This window comes from Xanthomonas sp. LF06-19 (assembly GCF_034105425.1).
Taxonomy (GTDB): domain Bacteria; phylum Pseudomonadota; class Gammaproteobacteria; order Xanthomonadales; family Xanthomonadaceae; genus Xanthomonas_A; species Xanthomonas_A sontii.
The window spans coordinates 781,391-798,536 of record NZ_JAXGGH010000001.1 but is presented as its reverse complement, the minus strand read 5'-3'; the positions used below and the strand labels follow the sequence as shown (position 1 = coordinate 798,536).

At 70.2% G+C, this 17,146-nt stretch carries 13 protein-coding genes; 9 read left to right on the top strand and 4 right to left on the bottom strand.

The window, feature by feature from the left end; genetic code table 11:
* Positions 1-401 precede the first annotated feature (401 nt).
* From SLW55_RS03585 to SLW55_RS03570, 4 genes are all read right to left on the bottom strand, one after another.
* A complete protein-coding gene (locus tag SLW55_RS03585; RefSeq protein ID WP_295959400.1) occupies positions 402-1,133 on the bottom strand; it encodes a UTRA domain-containing protein in 732 nt (243 codons plus the stop codon).
* Positions 1,134-1,306: 173 nt separating this feature from the next.
* Positions 1,307-1,879, bottom strand: coding sequence for a nicotinamide riboside transporter PnuC (gene pnuC, locus SLW55_RS03580; RefSeq protein ID WP_267117969.1), 573 nt, complete (start codon positions 1,877-1,879; stop codon positions 1,307-1,309).
* 490 nt (positions 1,880-2,369) lie between these two features.
* Positions 2,370-4,550, bottom strand: coding sequence for a TonB-dependent siderophore receptor (locus tag SLW55_RS03575; protein ID WP_320744584.1), 2,181 nt, complete (start codon positions 4,548-4,550; stop codon positions 2,370-2,372).
* A 110-nt stretch (positions 4,551-4,660) separates the two neighbouring features.
* Positions 4,661-5,812 carry a phosphotransferase gene (locus SLW55_RS03570; RefSeq protein ID WP_320744583.1) on the bottom strand — a complete coding sequence of 384 codons (1,152 nt, stop codon included), beginning with the start codon at positions 5,810-5,812 and terminating at the stop codon, positions 4,661-4,663.
* A gap of 421 nt (positions 5,813-6,233) precedes the next feature.
* On the opposite strand from SLW55_RS03570, the gene SLW55_RS03565 reads away from it, so the two are divergent.
* The 9 genes from SLW55_RS03565 (at position 6,234) to bcsA (ending at position 17,143) form a co-directional block, all read left to right on the top strand.
* On the top strand, positions 6,234-7,079 hold the full coding sequence (locus SLW55_RS03565; protein WP_267097158.1) for a glycosyltransferase family 2 protein: 846 nt from the start codon (positions 6,234-6,236) through the stop codon (positions 7,077-7,079).
* Between the two features lie 151 nt (positions 7,080-7,230).
* Positions 7,231-8,181 carry a hypothetical protein gene (locus SLW55_RS03560; RefSeq protein WP_295912426.1) on the top strand — a complete coding sequence of 317 codons (951 nt, stop codon included), beginning with the start codon at positions 7,231-7,233 and terminating at the stop codon, positions 8,179-8,181.
* A gap of 41 nt (positions 8,182-8,222) precedes the next feature.
* On the top strand, positions 8,223-10,115 hold the full coding sequence (locus SLW55_RS03555; RefSeq protein ID WP_267100379.1) for a glycosyltransferase family 2 protein: 1,893 nt from the start codon (positions 8,223-8,225) through the stop codon (positions 10,113-10,115).
* A complete protein-coding gene (locus SLW55_RS03550) occupies positions 10,063-11,577 on the top strand; it encodes a hypothetical protein (protein WP_320744582.1) in 1,515 nt (504 codons plus the stop codon). The genes SLW55_RS03555 and SLW55_RS03550 overlap by 53 nt, the downstream gene beginning before the upstream one ends.
* Positions 11,568-12,530, top strand: coding sequence for a glycosidase-like protein (locus SLW55_RS03545; protein ID WP_320744649.1), 963 nt, complete (start codon positions 11,568-11,570; stop codon positions 12,528-12,530). The genes SLW55_RS03550 and SLW55_RS03545 overlap by 10 nt, the downstream gene beginning before the upstream one ends.
* A 73-nt stretch (positions 12,531-12,603) precedes the next feature.
* Positions 12,604-13,788 carry a nicotinate phosphoribosyltransferase gene (gene pncB, locus SLW55_RS03540; protein WP_017916257.1) on the top strand — a complete coding sequence of 395 codons (1,185 nt, stop codon included), beginning with the start codon at positions 12,604-12,606 and terminating at the stop codon, positions 13,786-13,788.
* A 219-nt stretch (positions 13,789-14,007) separates the two neighbouring features.
* Complete coding sequence (locus SLW55_RS03535) at positions 14,008-14,466, top strand: cellulose biosynthesis protein BcsD (RefSeq protein WP_193312645.1); 459 nt, start codon at positions 14,008-14,010, stop codon at positions 14,464-14,466.
* Positions 14,467-14,513: 47 nt separating this feature from the next.
* On the top strand, positions 14,514-14,897 hold the full coding sequence (locus SLW55_RS03530; RefSeq protein WP_267085140.1) for a hypothetical protein: 384 nt from the start codon (positions 14,514-14,516) through the stop codon (positions 14,895-14,897).
* A 95-nt stretch (positions 14,898-14,992) separates the two neighbouring features.
* Complete coding sequence (gene bcsA / locus SLW55_RS03525) at positions 14,993-17,143, top strand: UDP-forming cellulose synthase catalytic subunit (protein WP_267093478.1); 2,151 nt, start codon at positions 14,993-14,995, stop codon at positions 17,141-17,143.
* Positions 17,144-17,146 lie beyond the last annotated feature (3 nt).

The following is a 17,146-nucleotide window of genomic DNA, read 5'->3' as shown; positions in this document are numbered from 1 at the left end:
CTGTGCGCCGCCCCTTCGGGGTTTTTCCCCGCGATGGCCGCCGCTTCGGAAGGGAACCCGGCAAGTCAAAAGCCAGAGCAACAGCCAAAGCCAAAGCCAAAGCCAAGCGACTGTACGATGAGCGGTGTCCGGGTGCGATGTGGGAGGGACTCTCGTCCCCTTTGTGGGATCAGTCCCGACGGCTTCCGAGGTCCGATCGTCCGCCTACTCCGTTCGTCGTGGTTGCATGACAGTTGACTCCCTCAGCGGCTTGCGGCGAGCCCGCCGGATGCACTGTGGGAGGGACTTCAGTCCCGACGCATTGCGCCATCGGAAAGCACGCACCACTTCGCGCGTCTAGGCTGCATGACAGTTGACTCCCACAACCTCCCGTGACTGGGTTGGCATCGCCGCAGATCGGCTTATTTCCCCGGCGCATACACATCCACCGACACTTCCAGCACATCGTGGCGCCAGGACTCGATGTCGAATTCCACGGCGCGTCCGTCGGGATCGTAGCTGACGCGTTGCAGACGGAAGCACGGCGTGCCGGCGGTGGATTGCAGCAGTGCGGCCTGCTCGGCATCGAGCGTGGCCGGATACATCGACAGCCGGCTGCGCGCCTGCCGCAAGCCCAGGCGCTGGGTCAGCACGGCGCTCAGCGAGCCGGCCAGATCGTGGTCGAGCAGGCGCGGCGCCCACGCGGCGAGGATCGCATTGGTCTCCAGCAGCACGGCGCGCCGTCCGATCCAGCGGCGGCGGCGCAGCACGAACACCTCGGCATCGGGATCGTCCAGGTGGAGGTGCCGGGCGAGCGCCGGGCCGGCCGGCTGGCGCTGCGCGGCGAGCAGTTCGGTGCGCGGGACGCCGCCCTGCGCGGCCACGTACTGCATGAAGCCGGCGATGCTGTTGGGGTCGTGGCGTACCCGCGGCGCGCTGACGAACCAGCCGCGGCGATTCTCGCGGTAGATGTGCCCATCCGATTCCAGTTGCTGCAGCGCCTCGCGCAAGGTGATGCGGGTGCAGCCGAACAGCGCGGCCAGTTCGCGCTCCACCGGCAGGCGCTGGTCCGCCCGCCATTCGCCGGCGGCGATGCGCGCCAGCAGCGCATCGGCGATGCGTTGGGCGAAGCCGGCGGTGGTGGCGAAGTGCATGCGAAATCCAGAGCGTGGAGAAGCGTTGCTGACAAGACTACGCTGCCGGCAGGGCCGCGGACGATGCGGGCGACTGATGTTCGCGTGATGCTCGTGCGGCTGCGGCGCGCCATTCGCATCGAGTTGACGACGGCACGCGCTGTGCCGCCAGGCAGCAAAGAGCGCGTGGCGTGTCAGGTGACGGCTTGCGCGCGGCGCAGATCGGCCTGCCACAGGCGCAGTCCGTACACCGCCAACCCCACGAAACCTGCGTACAGCGCGGCGGTGGGGTACAGCCCCTTGTACACGAACACGCCGACGTAGATGCAGTCCAGCACGATCCACAGGCCCCAGTTGGCGATGCGCTTGCGTGCGGCCCACACGCTGGCGACCACGCTGAACGCCGACAACGCCGCGTCCAGCCACGGCAGCGCCGCATCGGTGTGCCGGTGCATCCACCAGCCCAACAGCGCCGCGCCGACGGCGCCGGCCAGCAGCGAACGCAGGCCTTCGCCCCACGGCAGCGGCCCGACCTGGACCTTGCCGTCGTCGCCCAGCCCGTTGCTCCAGCGCCACCAGCCGTAACCCTGCAGCACCACGTACAGGCCCTGCAGCAGCATGTCCGAATACAGCTTCCACTGATAGAACAGCCACGCGTACAGCAGCACCGCCACCACGTTGACCGGCCAGCACCAACGCACCCGCCGCGCGGTCAGCCACACACCCAGGACGTTGATCAGTACGGCGAGCAGTTCGAGGGGAGACATGTCGGGGGGCCGGGAGTGGGGATTAGGGATTGGGGGTTGTTCGCGAGCGCAGTGCATTGCGCGCGTGTTGTAGCAGCGGCTTCAGCCGCGACCCGTCAGCAATAGCGCGTCGCGGCTGAAGCCGTTCCCGCAGGGTCTGGCGGCAAGCCGGCCGAGTGCACTGTGGGAGGGACTTCAGTCCCGACGCATTGCGCCATCGGAAAGCACATCACTTCGCGCGTCTCGACTGCATGACAGTGGATTGCCACCTTGGTCATCGGCGCGGCTGGTGTTCGAGAGAAGTCATGGTGGATCCGGAGAACAGGGCCAGGCGTTTGCGAACGAAGAAGACAGTGTTTGCTGAAGGAGCAGCGTTTGTCTCACTGTAGCGATCAGCCGCAACCCGTCAGCCGCGGCGCGTCGCGGCTAAAGCCGCTCCCACAAGGTGAAGCTCCATGTCTCGCTTCCGGCTTTCACGAATCCCCAATCCCGATTCCCCATTCCCAGCTCCTCAAAAATCGAACTGCAGCGCCAGCCGCGCCGCCCGCGGCGCGCCGAGGAACAGATAGTCGTCGCCTTCGTAGGCACCGACGTCGCGCCAGTAGCGCTTGTCGGTGAGGTTGTCCACGCTCAGTCGCAGCGCGGTCGGCACCGCGCCCAGCCGGGTGGCGTAGCGGGCGCCGAGGGTGTAGACGCTGTAGCCGCCGACGGCGACCTGGCCGCTGCGGTCGGCGTACTTGGCGCCGCTGTACTGCGCGCCGCCCAGCAGTGCCAGGCCGTTTACGCCGGGCACGTCCCAGGTGGCCTGGGCGCTGGCGCGCAGCCGCGGCACGTTCAGTGCCTGGTGGCCTTCGTCGCCCGGCGTGCCGGTGTCCTCGGCGCGCGCGCGGATGCCGGCGACGCTGGCCTGCAGGTGCAGGCCGGCGCCCAGCGTGCCGGCGGCGGACAGTTCGATGCCGCGGTTGTGCAGGCGGCCCTGCTGCACGAACAGGAAACTGCCGTCGGCCTGCGGTTGCGCGTACTGGTTGGCCTGGCGCATGTCGAACAGCGCCGCGCCCAAAGTCACGCCATCGCGCTCGAACTTCATGCCGGCCTCGCGCTGGTAGGCGCTGGTAGGGGCGAGGATGCTGTCGGCGTTGCTGGCGAACCACGGCGCGGTGCCGCCGGGGGCCAGGCCCTTGGCGAAGCTGGCGTACAGCGACAGCGACGGCCGCAGCTTGAACAGCAGCGCCGCCTGCGGCAGAAACACCGAACGGCGCGTGCGTCGGGTCAGGCTGCCGTCGCGGTCCCAGGCGCGTTCGTCGTAGCGCACCTGGCGTGCGCCCAGCAGCAACTGCCAGGCATCGCCGATGCCGATGCGGTCGCTGGCCAGCAGCGCGGTCTGCGCGCTGTCCAGGCGCCGACGCTTGGGGCCGAGCACGGCGTCGGCAGGCGACAGCAGCGGCGGATCGGCGTCGATGTTGCCGCTGCCGATCATCTCGTTGATCGAGCCGTGGCGGTAGATGGTGCGATGCAGGTAGTCGACGCCGACCTGGAACTGGTGCTGCAGCACGCCGGTGCTGGCGCTGCCGCTGGCGATCGCCTGCAGTTCGTCGTTGCGGCGGCTGTCGGCGGGGCTGCGGTAGTCGTAGATGTCGTAGTCGCCTTCGCGGCTGAAATGGTTGGGCACCGCGTCGCCGGCGCAGCTGGCCGCGCCGTAGCAGCCCCAGGCGAAGCTGGAGTAGTCGTCGATCAGTGCGCGGCTGTGCGAGGCGGCCACCTGCAGATGCCAGGCGTCGCTGAAGCGGTATTCGTAGCGCGCCTGCGCATTCAGCGCCTCGATGCCGACCGGCCTGGACCACGGCTGGTAGGCGAGCAGGCGATGCACGGACACTCCGCTCGGCAACTGCGTGCCGCCGAGCAACTGGTAGCCCGGCACCGAGCGCTGCTGGCGGTCCTGGTACTCCACGTCCAGTTGCAGGGTCGATTGCGGGTCGATGTTCCAGTCCGCGGCCAGCGACAGGAAGTTGCGGTGGCCGTCGGCGTGATCGACATAGCTGCGCAGGGTCTCGTGCGCGGCGTTGACGCGCAGGCCGAACTGACGCTCGCTGCCGAACCAGTCGCCCAGGTCCACCGCCGCACCTCGGCTGCCGTCGTCGTCGCCGTTCAGCACCAGGCTGCGCACGTGCTGCGGGCGCTTGGTCTGGTAGTCGATCACGCCGGCCGGGGTGGTGATGCCGGACAGCACCCCGGATAGACCCTTGAGCACCTGCACCTGCTCCTTGTTCTCCAGCGCCACGTTCTGTTCGCCGGCGATGGTCAGGCCGTTGATGCGGTAGCTGTTGGCCGCATCCAGCGAATAGCCGCGGACCAGGAAGTTCTCGTAGTAGCCGATCGGCGCGTAGCTGTCGCCGACCGCGGCGTCGGCGCGCAGCACCTCGCTGAGCACGCGCACCTGGCGGTCGGACAGCTGCGTGCGATCGATGGTGTCGATCGCCATCGGCGTGTCCAGCAGCGGCGCGTCGCCATAGCCGCTCAGGCTGCTGCGGTCGTGCGGCTGGCGACCCTGCACGTTGACCGCGTCCAGTTCGACCGGGGTCTGCGCGCTGGCGGGCGCCGGCGCAGCGTCGGCGGCCAGGGCCGGCAGCGGCAGGGCGATGGCCAGGGCCAGCGCGAGGGCGTGCGGAGCGGGGAAACGGCAGGTGGGAAGCATGCGGAACGACCTCGGGGAAACGAAACGAAGGAGAGAAGCGGAAGCGGCAGCGCCGCGCGGTGCGTGCGCGGCAGGCGTGACGGCGGACGTGTCGGGGTGGATGCGACGGTTCATGGCGCGGCCGCCGCGTGTCGCTGCAGGTGCCGCAGCAGGCGTTGGCCCTCGCCCTGGCCGAACCAGGCGGCGTGGCCGAGCAGATAGCGGCGGTAGGCGATCTCGGCGTGCATGTCCGAGCCGGTGATGCCGGCGAAGTACTCGATCTCGCTGAGCGCGAAATCGGCATGCACCAGCGGCAGCAGCGCGGCCAGCAGGCGCAGGTGCGCCGCGTCCAGCGGCAGCAATGTGGAATAGCCGTGCAGCAGCGCATCGAGCTGGTCGACATCGGCGACGGCGGTGCCGCCGTCGTCCAGTTGCAGCCACGGGATCAGGTTGCGCTCGATCGCGGTGGCCAGGTCGAACAGGGCGAAACTGCGGTCGGCCAGGCCAAAATCGAACACCGCGCTGACCGTGCTGGCGGCGCCGTGTCCGCGCCACAGCAGGTTGGAGGCGTGCCAGTCGCCATGCGTCCACAGTGCCGGCGGCGGTGTCTGCAGCAGCGGCCAGGCCTGTGCGTGCCAGGGCAGCAGCTGCACGCGCAGGTCGTCCTGCCAGTCGCGTTGCTGCAGCCATGCGGCCAGCGCCGGACGCCGTGCCAGATCGTGCTCCAGCGCCTGCAACGGCTGCGGCTGGGCGAACAGGCGCAGGTTGGCGACCAGCACGGTGGTGCTGCGCGGCGGCGCGGCGTAGCCGGCCGCGGCACGGTGCAGCGCGGCCAGCGCGCGGCCGGCGGCAGCGGCCTGCGCGGTGTCGGCGAAGGGCGTCCACGACATCGCCTCGCGATAGCGGTCTTCGCCCGCGCCGGCGCGCATCACCTCGTAGGTCCAGTGGCCGCGCCGCACGGCGCTGGCGCCATCGCGGTCGCGCAGCACCTCCGGCACCGGCACGTCCTGCGCGCGCAGATGCGCGATGAAGGCATGCTCCTCGCCCAGCGCGTGCAGGTCGCGCACGCGACGGTGGTGGCGCTTGACGAACAGCGTGCCGACGCCGGTCTCGACCTCCGCCGCCGCCGAAAACGGGCGCGGGCTGTGCCAACGCAAGGCGTGCAGGCGGCCGGGCAGGGCGTACTGCTGCAGCAGGGCTTCCACCTCGCCATCGGACAGCGGCGGCCAGTCGGCGGCCACGGTCTGCATGCCCATGCCGTGCATCTGGTGGCGGGCGCTCATGCGCGTGCCTCGCGGTGCCGGCACGACCCGGCGCGCCGTGCCAGCGGCCGCAGCCTGGGCATGCCATGCGCCACAGCGCGGCCCTTGCGGGTGGTTGGTCTAGACCAGAAGCGAGGAGGCCTGGGACAGGGCCCGGTCGCGCGATCGGGAGCGGAGAAGCGGGCGCCGCCGGCATCTCGGCATGGGCGCGGGCTCAGGCGGCGCGCGCGGTCTGCGGGGTGGGGCGGCAGCCTGGGACAGGAAACAACGCTGACCGGCATCTGCACTGGGCGAAGGAGAGGACACGGATCGCTCCGTCTCCCATGCGCGCGGGGCCGCAAGCGGCCGCGCAGCGCACGGGGCGCAGAGTATGCGCGGCAATCGCCGCCGCCGCCATGCCCGCCGTGCGCGTGGCGGGCGGCACATGCGGGATAATTGGCGGATGAGCGAACAGCAGATAGCCGTGGTGGTGGTGACCTACGAGAGCGGCAGCACCATCGATGCCTGTCTGCAGCGGTTGCGCGCGGCGGCCGAGGTGGCGCAGATCCGGGTGGTCGACAACGCCTCGCGCGACGACACCCTCGCCGTGGTGCAGCGGCACGCGCTGGACGATGCGCGGGTGCGCTTCATCGCCAATCCCGACAACCCCGGCTTCGCCACCGCCTGCAACCAGGGCGCCGCGGCCAGCGACGCGCCTTGGCTGGCCTTCGTCAATCCCGACCTGATGGTCGAGCCCGACACCCTGGCCCAGTTGCGCGCGCAGGCCGCCGCGCTCGGCGAGGCGCTGCTGGGCGTGGAGCAGGTCGACGAGCACGGCCGCGCCGACGCCGCGGTACGCCGCCGCGATCCGGACTTCGCGGCGATGCTGCGGCATCCCCTGGCCGGCTCGCGGCTGGCGCTGGCGGCCGATCCGGCGCAGCCGCTGCAGCCGGTGCCGGCGCTGTCCGGCGCGCTGATGCTGTTGCCGCGCGCGCTGTTCACCCGCATCGGTGGCTGGGACGCCGGCTATCGGCTGCATGCCGAGGACCTGGACCTGTGCCGCCGGGTGCGCCAGGCCGGTGCCACGGTGGCGGTGCTGAACACTCTGCGCGTGCTGCACGTGCGCGGCGTGTCCAGCCGCAAACGCCCGTGGTTCGTCGAGTGGCACAAGCACCGCGGGCTGTGGCGCTACTTCCGCAAGTTCGAGGCGCCGACCCGGGCCTGGCCGGTGCGGGCGGCGGTGTGGGCGGTGATCTGGCTGCATGCCTGGGTCACCTTCGCCCGGCTGTGCTGGCGCCGCCCAGGCTGAACGAAATCGGCCGCGTTGCGCGCGCGTGCGGCATGGCAACATAAATTCGCTATATTGGGAAGTACGTCACTTAACAAATGACGTGTTCCGCCGATCTCTCCTGGACCGCGCCTGCTTTCCGGTTCGGGGGAACCCCACCAGGAACTCAACCATGCATGATTTCGACGGCGTGCGTCCGCGCACCCACGCGCGCGCCTGCGCGTCCGCTGTGCCCATGCCCGCTGCCCACCGCGCCACGCCCGCGCGCCGCGCGCGGCTGGCGCTGGCGCTGCTCGCCCTGGCGGCCGGCCCCTGCTGGGCCAGCGCCTGGGTCGACGAGGCCGGCCACGGGCTGGTGATCCTCAAGGCCAGCCATACCGATGGCGGCGCGGTGTTCAACAGCCACGGCCAGTCGGGCAACTTCCCCGATGCCGGGCGCAGCCGCCAGGACCAGCTCAATCTCTACGGCGAATACGGGCTGAGCGCGGACCTGACCCTGGTCGGCAACTTCTATTTCAGCAAGGTCGGCTACCGCAACGACAGCGGCTACGGCGACCGCCACAGCAGCGGCTGGTCGGACCAGGAAATCGGCCTGCGCTACCGGCTCGACCCGGACGGCCGCGACGGCCCCTGGCAGGGCGCGCTGCAGCTGCTGGCGCTGGTGCCCGCGTATGCGCGCCAGCGCGATGGCGCGCGGCCGGCACTGGGCCAGGGCGACTACGGCGCCGAGCTGCGCTACAGCGTCGGCCGCGGCTATCGCCTGGGCGAACACGACGGCTATGTCGACCTGGGCACGGCGGTGCGGCTGCGCGGCGGCGACGCCTCCGACGAGGCACGCCTGGACGTGTCCAGCGGCGTGGCGCTGGCGCCGCGCTGGATGCTGATCGGCGAGTTCAACGTGATCCAGAGCCTGGGCAACGGCAAGGGGCCGAACCGGATCTACGCGCCCGGCGACAACACGCCGATCCGCGGCAACAACTTCGATTTCAGCAAGCTGCAGGCCTCGGTGCTGTACACGCTGCCCGGCGGCACGCAGCTGCAGCTCGGCTACCAGCAGCCGGTGGCCGGGCGCAACACCGGCGGCGCGGGCGGTCCGTTCGTGGCCGCCTGGTGGCGGTTCTAGCCGTGACCGGCGAACACGAGAGCGTCGCCGCCGAGGCGAGCGTGCCCGGCCGGCTCGGACGGCTGCCCACCGAGGGCGGCCTGCAGGCGCCGATCGGCGAGGCGCTGGTCGCCGCGGGGGTGATCGACCCGCCGCAGCTGCAGAACGCGCTGGCCCTGCAGTCGCGCTGGCGCTCGCGGCTGGGCGACGTGGTGCTGGCCCAGCGCGGGGTCGCGCCGCTGCGCTTCTACACGGTGCTGGCGCAGCACTTCGGGCTGAACTTCGCCAACCTGCTCAAGCAGCCGATCGACCCGGCGCTGTTCCAGCCGGAGCATCTGGCCGACTACGCGCAGCGCCTGGTGCTGCCGTGGCGCGAGGAGGACGGCCAGCTGGTGCTGGCGGTGGCCGATCCCGGTCCGGAGATCTTCGCCTGGGCGCGCGCCACCTACGGCGAGCAGGTGCGCTTCGTCGGCACCTCCAAGTTCGACATCGTCTGGAGCCTGCAGCAGCACGCCGACGCGCAGCTCACCCATGATGCGCTGAACTTGCTGGCCGAACATGCACCCGAGCATTCGGCGCGGCAGGTGATCACCCGCGCGCAGTCGGTGTTCCTGGTGGCGCTCACGGTGGTGCTGGCCGCGGCCCTGGCGCTGTGGCCGCTGGTCACCCTGATCGCGCTCAACACGCTGATCGCGGTGGCGTTCCTGGCCACCTTCGGGCTGAAGCTGGTGCTGGCCTGGCGCGGTGCGCGGCGCCGCATCGACATCAAGGTCAGCGACGAGGAAGTGGCCGCGCTCGGCGACGAGGACCTGCCGGTCTACACGGTGCTGGTGCCGATGTACAAGGAGCCGGACGTGCTGCCGATCCTGGCCAACGCGCTGCGCCGGCTCGACTACCCGACCTCCAAGCTGGACGTGAAGCTGGTGCTGGAGGCCGACGATACCGAGACCATCGAGGCGGCCAAGGCGCTGGGCCTGGAGGCGTTCTTCGAGATCATCCGGGTGCCGCCGTCGCAGCCCAAGACCAAGCCCAAGGCCTGCAACTACGCGCTGCGCTTCGCCCGCGGGCAGATGCTCACGATCTACGACGCCGAGGACAAGCCGGAGCCGGACCAGCTCAAGCGCGTGGTCGCCGCGTTCCGCAAGTCGCCGGCCGACGTGGCCTGCATCCAGGCGCGGCTGAACTACTACAACGCCGACGAGAACTGGCTCACGCGCATGTTCACGCTGGAATATACGTTGTGGTTCGACTTCTACCTGCCGGCGCTGGAGACCCTGCGCATCCCGATTCCGCTCGGCGGCACCTCCAACCACTTCCGCCTGGACATCCTGCGCAAGGTCCACGCCTGGGACCCGTACAACGTCACCGAGGACGCCGACCTGGGCGTGCGCCTGACCCAGCAGGGCTACCGGGTCAGCGTGGTCAACTCGACCACGTTCGAGGAAGCCAACGTCAGCATCCCCAACTGGATCCGGCAGCGCTCGCGCTGGCTCAAGGGCTACATGCAGACCTGGCTGGTGCACATGCGCGACCCGGTGCAGCTGTACCGCTCCACCGGCGTGCGCGGGTTCTGGGGCTTCCAGCTGTTCGTCGGCGGCACCTTCTTCACCGCGCTGGCCGCGCCGTTGATGTGGTTGAGCTACGGGCTGTGGCTGGCGGTGGGCTCGAAGTTCTTCGATCCGTTCTTCCCGCCGGCGCTGCTTTACCTGAGCCTGCTCAACCTGCTGCTCGGTAATGGCTTCCTGATCTATATGACCTTGGTGGCGGCGTTCAAGCGCGACTACTTCCGCCTGGCGCCCTACGCGCTGACCGTGCCGCTGTACTGGCTGCTGCAGTCCATCGCCGCCTACAAGGGCCTGTGGCAGCTCATCCGCAACCCGTTCTACTGGGAAAAGACCACCCATGGCATCAGCAAGCACATGGCCGAAGAGCGCCGCGCCGCGCTCGACGACTGACGCGCCGCCGCGCGCGCGCGGCACCGCGGTGTTCGTGTTCACCGCGGCGCTGCTGGCGCTGCTGTGCCACCGTCTGCTCGCGCACGGCTACATGAGCGACGACGCGATGGCGCAGTACGCCAAGCTGCTGCTGTTGCGCGACGCGGCCGGCTTCCGCATCGAGTACCTGGGCTTCCTGTACGCGCAGGCCTCGCTGTACCTGGGCGTGCTGCTCGGCGGCCTGCCGGGCCTGTCCACGCCGCTGCTGCCTTACCTGGTCGACGTGCTGGCCGGGGCGACGCTGGTGACCCTGCTGTGGCGCGACATCGCCGCCGGCCTGGGCCGCGGCTGGGCCTGGGCGCTCAGTGCGGGTGTGGTGATCCAGCCGTTCTTCCTGTGGCCGACCCTGTCCGGCAACAACCAGGGCCTGGGCCTGCTGGTGTTCTACGTGGCCGCGCGCGCGCTGCGCCATTTCCGCGACGATCCGGAAGCCTTCGCCTACCTGCGCCTGGCCGCGAGCCTGTGCCTGTTGTTCTTCGTCGACGAGCGTGCCTGCTTCCTGGCGCTGGCGCTGGCGCCGTGGTTGTTCCTGATCGCGCCGCCGCGGCTGATGCGGCAGGCGCCGCTGGCCTTCTACCTGGTGTGCTACCTGCCGTTCCTGTTCGCGGTGGGGGCATGGATGTACCTCAACTACATGTTCTTCGGCGACCCGCTGCTGTTCGTGCGCGACGCCACGTCCGCCTTCCGCGGCATCTCGGCGCAGGCGGCGCTGCAGCCGTGGCTGCAGCAGGCCGCGGCGCAGCCGTGGTGGCCGCCGCTGTGGTTGCTGCTGGCCGGGGTGGTCAGCGCGCCGCTGTTGCTGTTGCTGCGCCACACCCGCGACAGCGACACCTGGCGCAGCGTGGTGGCCGCCGCCGCCACCGTGATCGGCGCCGGCACGCTCGCCACCTGGGCGCGTTTCACGGCGCAGCCGCTGGACTTCCTCGCCCTGCTGCTGGTGCCGGCGGCGCTGGTGCTGGGCGACCTGCGCCGCAACCTGCGCTGGCTGGGCCTGGCGCTGCTGCTGGCCGGCGCGGTGTCCAGCGGCTGGGTGATCGCCCGCACCGCCACCTCCACCACCCGCGACTGGATCGCCGCGCTGCAGGCACCGGCGCCGCCACGCCATGCCGACGCCGCGCACCTGGGCGCGTGGCTGGCCGAGGCGCGGCTGCCGACCCTGCTCGACGACCGCGCCAGCTATCCGGTGATCGTCGCGCGCGGCGACGCCAAACAACTGATCCTGCCGTTCGACCCGCGCTTCAAGCAGGCGCTGGTCGATCCGCGGCAGATGCCGGCGCAAGTGGTGGTCAGCGACCCGGCCAGCCAGACCGGCGCCCTGGACAGCCTCAACCGACGCTTCCCGCAGCTGTGGCAGCAGGGCTTGCCGGGCTACAGTCTGGTCTACCACCAGGGCATCTACCGGGTATGGCGCCGATCGCCGTGAGACTGCTGACCGCACTGCTGCTGGCGCTGAGTGCCGGCGGCTGCAGTGCGGCGCCGCCGCCTTGGATGGGCGCCAACGTCAAGGTGTCGCCGCAGGCGCCGTGGGGTAGCGCCGCCGCGCAGCAGTCGCTGCGGCAACTGGCCGAGGCCGGCGCTTCGCGTGCGCTGTTGGTCGCCTTCGTCTGGCAGGCGTCGCCGCAGTCTTCGACCCCGGTGCTGGGCAGCGACAGCAGCCCGGCGCTGGTCCGCGCCGGATTGCGGCAGATGCGCGCCGCCGGCCTGCAGCCGGTGCTGAAGGTGCATCTGTGGATTCCCGGGCACTGGGCCGGCGAGGCCGCGCCGGCCGATCGCGACGCCTGGTTCGCGGCCTATCGGCGCGCGCTGCTGCAACTGGCCCAGGTCGCCGCCGAGGAACGCGCCAGCGCGCTGATCGTCGGCACCGAACTGCGTCAGTTGCAGGATGCGCCGCAGTGGCCGGCGCTGCTGGCGGCGGTGCGCCAGGTCTACCGCGGCCCGATCGGCTACGTCGCCGACGGCCTGGAGCAGGCCGAGCGCTTCGGCTACTGGGACCGTTTCGATTTCGTCGGCACCAGCCTGTATCCGGCGCTGGCCGCCGCGCCGGAGCAGCGGCGCGCGCAGATGCGCGCGGCGGCCGCGCGGGTGCAGGCATTGGGCGAACGCAGCGGCCGCCCGGTGTGGGTGGCCGAGCTGGGCCTGCGCTCGGCGCACGGCAGCCTGGCGGCGCCGTGGGAAAGCCCGGAGCAACGCACGGCCGAGGTCGACACTGCGTTGCAGGCGCAGGTGCTGCGCGAGTGGCGCGACGTACTCGACGCGCAGCCGCGCATCGCCGGCATCGCGCTGTGGTGCTGGTACACCGATCCGGACGCCGGCGGCGCGCGCGACAGCGATTTCACCGTGCAGCACAAGCCGGCGCAGGCGGTGCTGAAGCGGTGAGTTGCGCGCGTGTATCGCGACGCCTGCGATTGGCCACCACGGGGCCGCAACGCACTGAGCGCATAATCGGCGGATGATCATCGACTCGTTGCTGGACACCGACCTCTACAAGTTCACCATGATGCAGGCGGTGCTGCATCAGCATCCCGGCGCGCAGGTGGAATACCGCTTCAAGTGCCGCACCCCGGGCATCGACCTGGCGCAGTACCTGCCGCAGATCTCCGAAGAGATCGACGCGCTGTGCGCGCTGCGCTTCCGCGAGGACGAGCTGGACTACCTGCGCGCGATGCGCTTCATCAAGCCGGACTTCGTCGATTTCCTGGCGCTGTTCCACCTGGACCGCAAGTACCTGCAACTGCAGGCCTCGGCCAGCGTGCCCGGGGAGATCGAACTGCATATCCGTGGGCCGTGGCTGCACACCATCCTGTTCGAGGTGCCGCTGCTGGCGATCGTCAACGAGGTGTGGTTCCGCAACGCCGGCGGCGCCGACCATGCCGAAGGCCTGCGCCGCCTGCAGGCCAAGATCGCGCTGCTGCGCGACACCCCGGGCTACGACAACTGCGCCATCGCCGACTACGGCACCCGCCGCCGCTATTCGCGCGCCTGGCACGGCGAACTGCTGCCGGTGCTGCAGCAGACCCTGGGCAAGCAGTTCGTCGGCACCAGCAACGTGTACTTCGCCCGCCGCTACGGCCTGACCCCACTGGGTACGATGGCGCACGAATACCTGCAGGCGTTCCAGGCGTTGGGGCCGCGGCTGCGCGATTCACAGGCGGCGGCGCTGGAATCGTGGGCGCGCGAGTACCGCGGCGATCTCGGCATCGCGCTGTCGGACGTGGTCGGCCTGGATGCGTTCCTGCGCGATTTCGACCTGTACTTCTGCAAGCTGTTCGACGGCATGCGCCACGATTCCGGCGATCCGTTCGAATGGGGCGAGCGGGTGCTGGCGCATCTGCAGCGGCATCGGGTGGATCCGCGCAGCAAGATCCTGGTGTTCAGCGATGGCCTGGACATCGACAAGGTGATGCGGCTGTACGCGCATTTCCGCGACCGCTGCATGCTGGCGTTCGGCGTCGGCACGCACCTGACCAACGATCTGGGCCTGGTGCCGCTGCAGATCGTGATCAAGATGGTCCGCTGCAACGGTCAGCCGGTGGCCAAGCTCAGCGACTCGCCCGGCAAGACCCTGTGCGACGATCCGGCCTATCTGGCCTACCTGCGGCAGGTGTTCCAGGTGCCGGCCGAGGAACGGCACTGAGCCTGGGCGGCCCTGCCGGTGCCGACCCAGCGCCGGTCCCGGAGCGGGCGGGCAGGGGTCGCAGTTCGGCGCATCAGGGCTTTGCGGTGAAGAAAGAGTGAGATACACTGCGTCACAAAGTGAGAACTGTGTCGCATTAGTGACGGCCGGCAACGGTCGGCCCGGGGCGCCACACCCGCTACGCCGTTGTCGTTCCGTCCCTGCCCAGAGACTTCCTCGATGAGCGCTCACGCGTTGCAGACCCATTACCGCACCCATGCCTGTTCGCGGCAGTGGCGCGGCTTTCTGCGCGCGCTCGCCGAGGAGTTCGCCGCGGAGCTGGGCGCCGAGGACCTGGCCCTGCTGATGGCGCGCATCGGCCGCCGCTTCGCCGCCGAACACCCGGTCGGCGCCTGCACCACCCTGCAGGAGCTGGAGGACGCGGTGAACCGCGTTTGGGACCAGCTTGAGTGGGGCTATGCGCGCTTCGAGGAGCACGCCGACCGCGTCGAGCTGCTGCACGCCGGCTCGCCGCTGCACATCGGCCTGGCCGGGCAGGCCGGCGGTGCCGACGGCTTCCTGGAAGGGGTGTATCAGGCATGGTTCATGCAGGTGGGGATGTCGGCCGGCCTGGGCGTGCGTGCGTTGTCGTCCGGACACGAAGACCTGCGCCGCTTCGTGCTGGCCAGGGCCGGCTGAGCGCGGCGGTAGCGACCGACTATTTTCAGATCGTCATGAGGGGCGTCATGTCCAAGAAGTCCAAGCAAACGGGTGCCGAAACCGGCGACGACGTCTCCAGCCTGTTCGCCAAGCTCGGCAGCAGTGGCGCGACCGCCTACCAGGATTTTTCCGCCGACCGGCTCAGCGCCGCGGAGCCGGCCGCCGCGCCGCCGCCGGCGGCGCCCGCACCGGCGCCGGTGCTGTCGGTGGTACGCGCCGCGGTCGAGCCCAGGCCGGCTGCACCATTGCCGGTGGCGCCCGCCGCACCGGCGGCGCCTGTGTCGGCCGCCGTCATCGGCACCGCGACCGGCACGCCGTTGCAGCAGCTGTTCCAGCGCCTGCTCGAGGTCGGCCGCGAGGCCGCGGTGCCGGCGCCGGGCGGTCCGCTCAAGCGCTTCTTGAATCGTTGATGCCATGCGGCGCCTGCGGGCGCCGCACCTGTTTGCCGTCGCCGCGCGGTGGGGAAGACCGCGCGCCGACCTCCTCCCCTTGTTAGGAATCGCCGATGAGCGCTGCCTCCGCGTCGCGTGCCGCGCGCCCGCTGCATGTCCTGGCCAACTGGTCGCTGTGGCTGCTGGGTGCCGTGTTGCTGGTCTTCGTCGTCGCCATCCCGATGGATGTGCCGCAGCAACTGCTGTTCTCGCTGGTGGTGTTCGCCGCGGCCATGCTGCTGCGGCGCAGCGGCAGCCGCCTGGCGATCCTGGTGATGATGGCGCTGTCGCTGGCGGTGTCCTCGCGCTACATCTGGTGGCGCCTGACCCAGACCGTGGGCATGAGCAGCCCGGTCGACCTCAGCCTGGGCCTGGGCCTGCTGCTGGCCGAACTGTACGCGTTCGTGATCCTGGCGCTGGGCTATTTCCAGGTGCTGTGGCCGCTGAACCGGCGGCCGCTGCCGCTGCCGGCCGACCAGCGCGAATGGCCCAGCGTCGACCTGTTCATTCCCACCTACAACGAACCGCTGTCGGTGGTGCGCTCGACCATCCTCGCCGCCAGCGTGATGGACTGGCCGGCCGACAAGCTCAACATCTACCTGCTCGACGACGGCCGCCGCGAGGAGTTCCGCGCGTTCTGCGCGCAGGTCGGCATCCACTACGTCACCCGCACCAACAACCTCCACGCCAAGGCCGGCAACATCAATGCGGCATTGAAGAAGTCCAGCGGCGAGTACGTGGCGATCTTCGACTGCGACCACATCCCCACGCGCTCGTTCCTGCAGGTGGCGATGGGCTGGTTCCTGCGCGACGCCAAGCTGGCGGTGGTGCAGATGCCGCACTACTTCTTCTCCGCCGATCCGTTCGAACGCAATCTCGGCAACCACGGCAAGGTGCCCAACGAGGGCGAGCTGTTCTACGGTCTGCTGCAGGACGGCAACGACCAGTGGGACGCCACCTTCTTCTGCGGCTCGTGCACGGTGATCAAGCGCAAGCCGCTGGAGGAAGTGGGCGGGGTGGCGGTGGAGACCGTCACCGAGGACGCGCACACCGCGCTCAAGCTGCACCGCCGCGGCTACCGCAGCGCCTACATCGCGGTGCCACAGGCCGCCGGCCTGGCCACCGAGAGCCTGTCCGGCCACGTCGCCCAGCGCATCCGCTGGGCGCGCGGCATGGCGCAGATCGCGCGGCTGGACAACCCGCTGCTGGGCAAGGGCCTGCGCCTGTCGCAGCGCCTGTGTTACGCCAACGCGATGCTGCACTTCTTCTACGGGCTGCCGCGCATCGTCTACCTCACCGCGCCGCTGGCGTTCCTGTTCTTCGGCGCGCACGTGATCCATGCCTCGGCGCTGATGATCCTGGCCTATGCGCTGCCGCACATCCTGCAGGCCAACCTGACCAACCTGCGCACCCAGGGCAAGTTCCGCCACCTGCTGTGGAACGAGGTCTACGAGACCACCCTGGCCTGGTACATCCTGCGCCCGACGCTGGTGGCGCTGCTCAATCCCAAGCTCGGCAAGTTCAACGTCACCCCCAAGGGTGGCCTGGTGCCGCGCAGCTACTTCGACGGGCAGATCGCCAAGCCCTACCTGTTCCTGCTGGTGCTGAACCTGGCCGGCCTGGCTGCGGGCGTGATGCGCCTGCTCAGCGTGCAGCCCGGTGGCGAGGCGCAGACGATCTGGTTCAACCTGGCCTGGACCGCGTACAACGTGCTGTTGCTCGGCGCCACCATCGCCACCGCCAGCGAAATGCGCCAGGTGCGCCGCTCGCACCGCGTGCCGCTGGACATCCCGGCCACGCTGCACCTGGCCGATGGCCGCGAACTGGATTGCCGCACGGTCAACTTCTCCACCGGCGGCATGGCGCTGCGCCTGCTCGCGCCGGTGCCGGTGGAGCCGGACATGCCAGTGGAGATCGCGCTGCCGCAGCGCGGCAGTTCCAAGCGCCTGCCGGCGATGGTGCGCCACGACCGCGACGGCGAAATCAGCATCCAGTTCCGGCCGATGTCGATCGAGCAGGAGCGCTGGCTGGTGGCCTGCACCTTCGCCCGTGCCGACATCTGGGTGTCGCAGTGGGGCCGTCACGACCGCGACCGCTTCTGGGTATCGCTGGGCCGCGTGTTCGCGGCCAGCATGCGCGGCTTCAAGCGCCTCGGCCAGCACGTCGCCAGCAGTGCGCGCAGCGGCTGGCGCGGCCGCACCGCCGGCGAGGAGGCTGCGCCGTGAGTC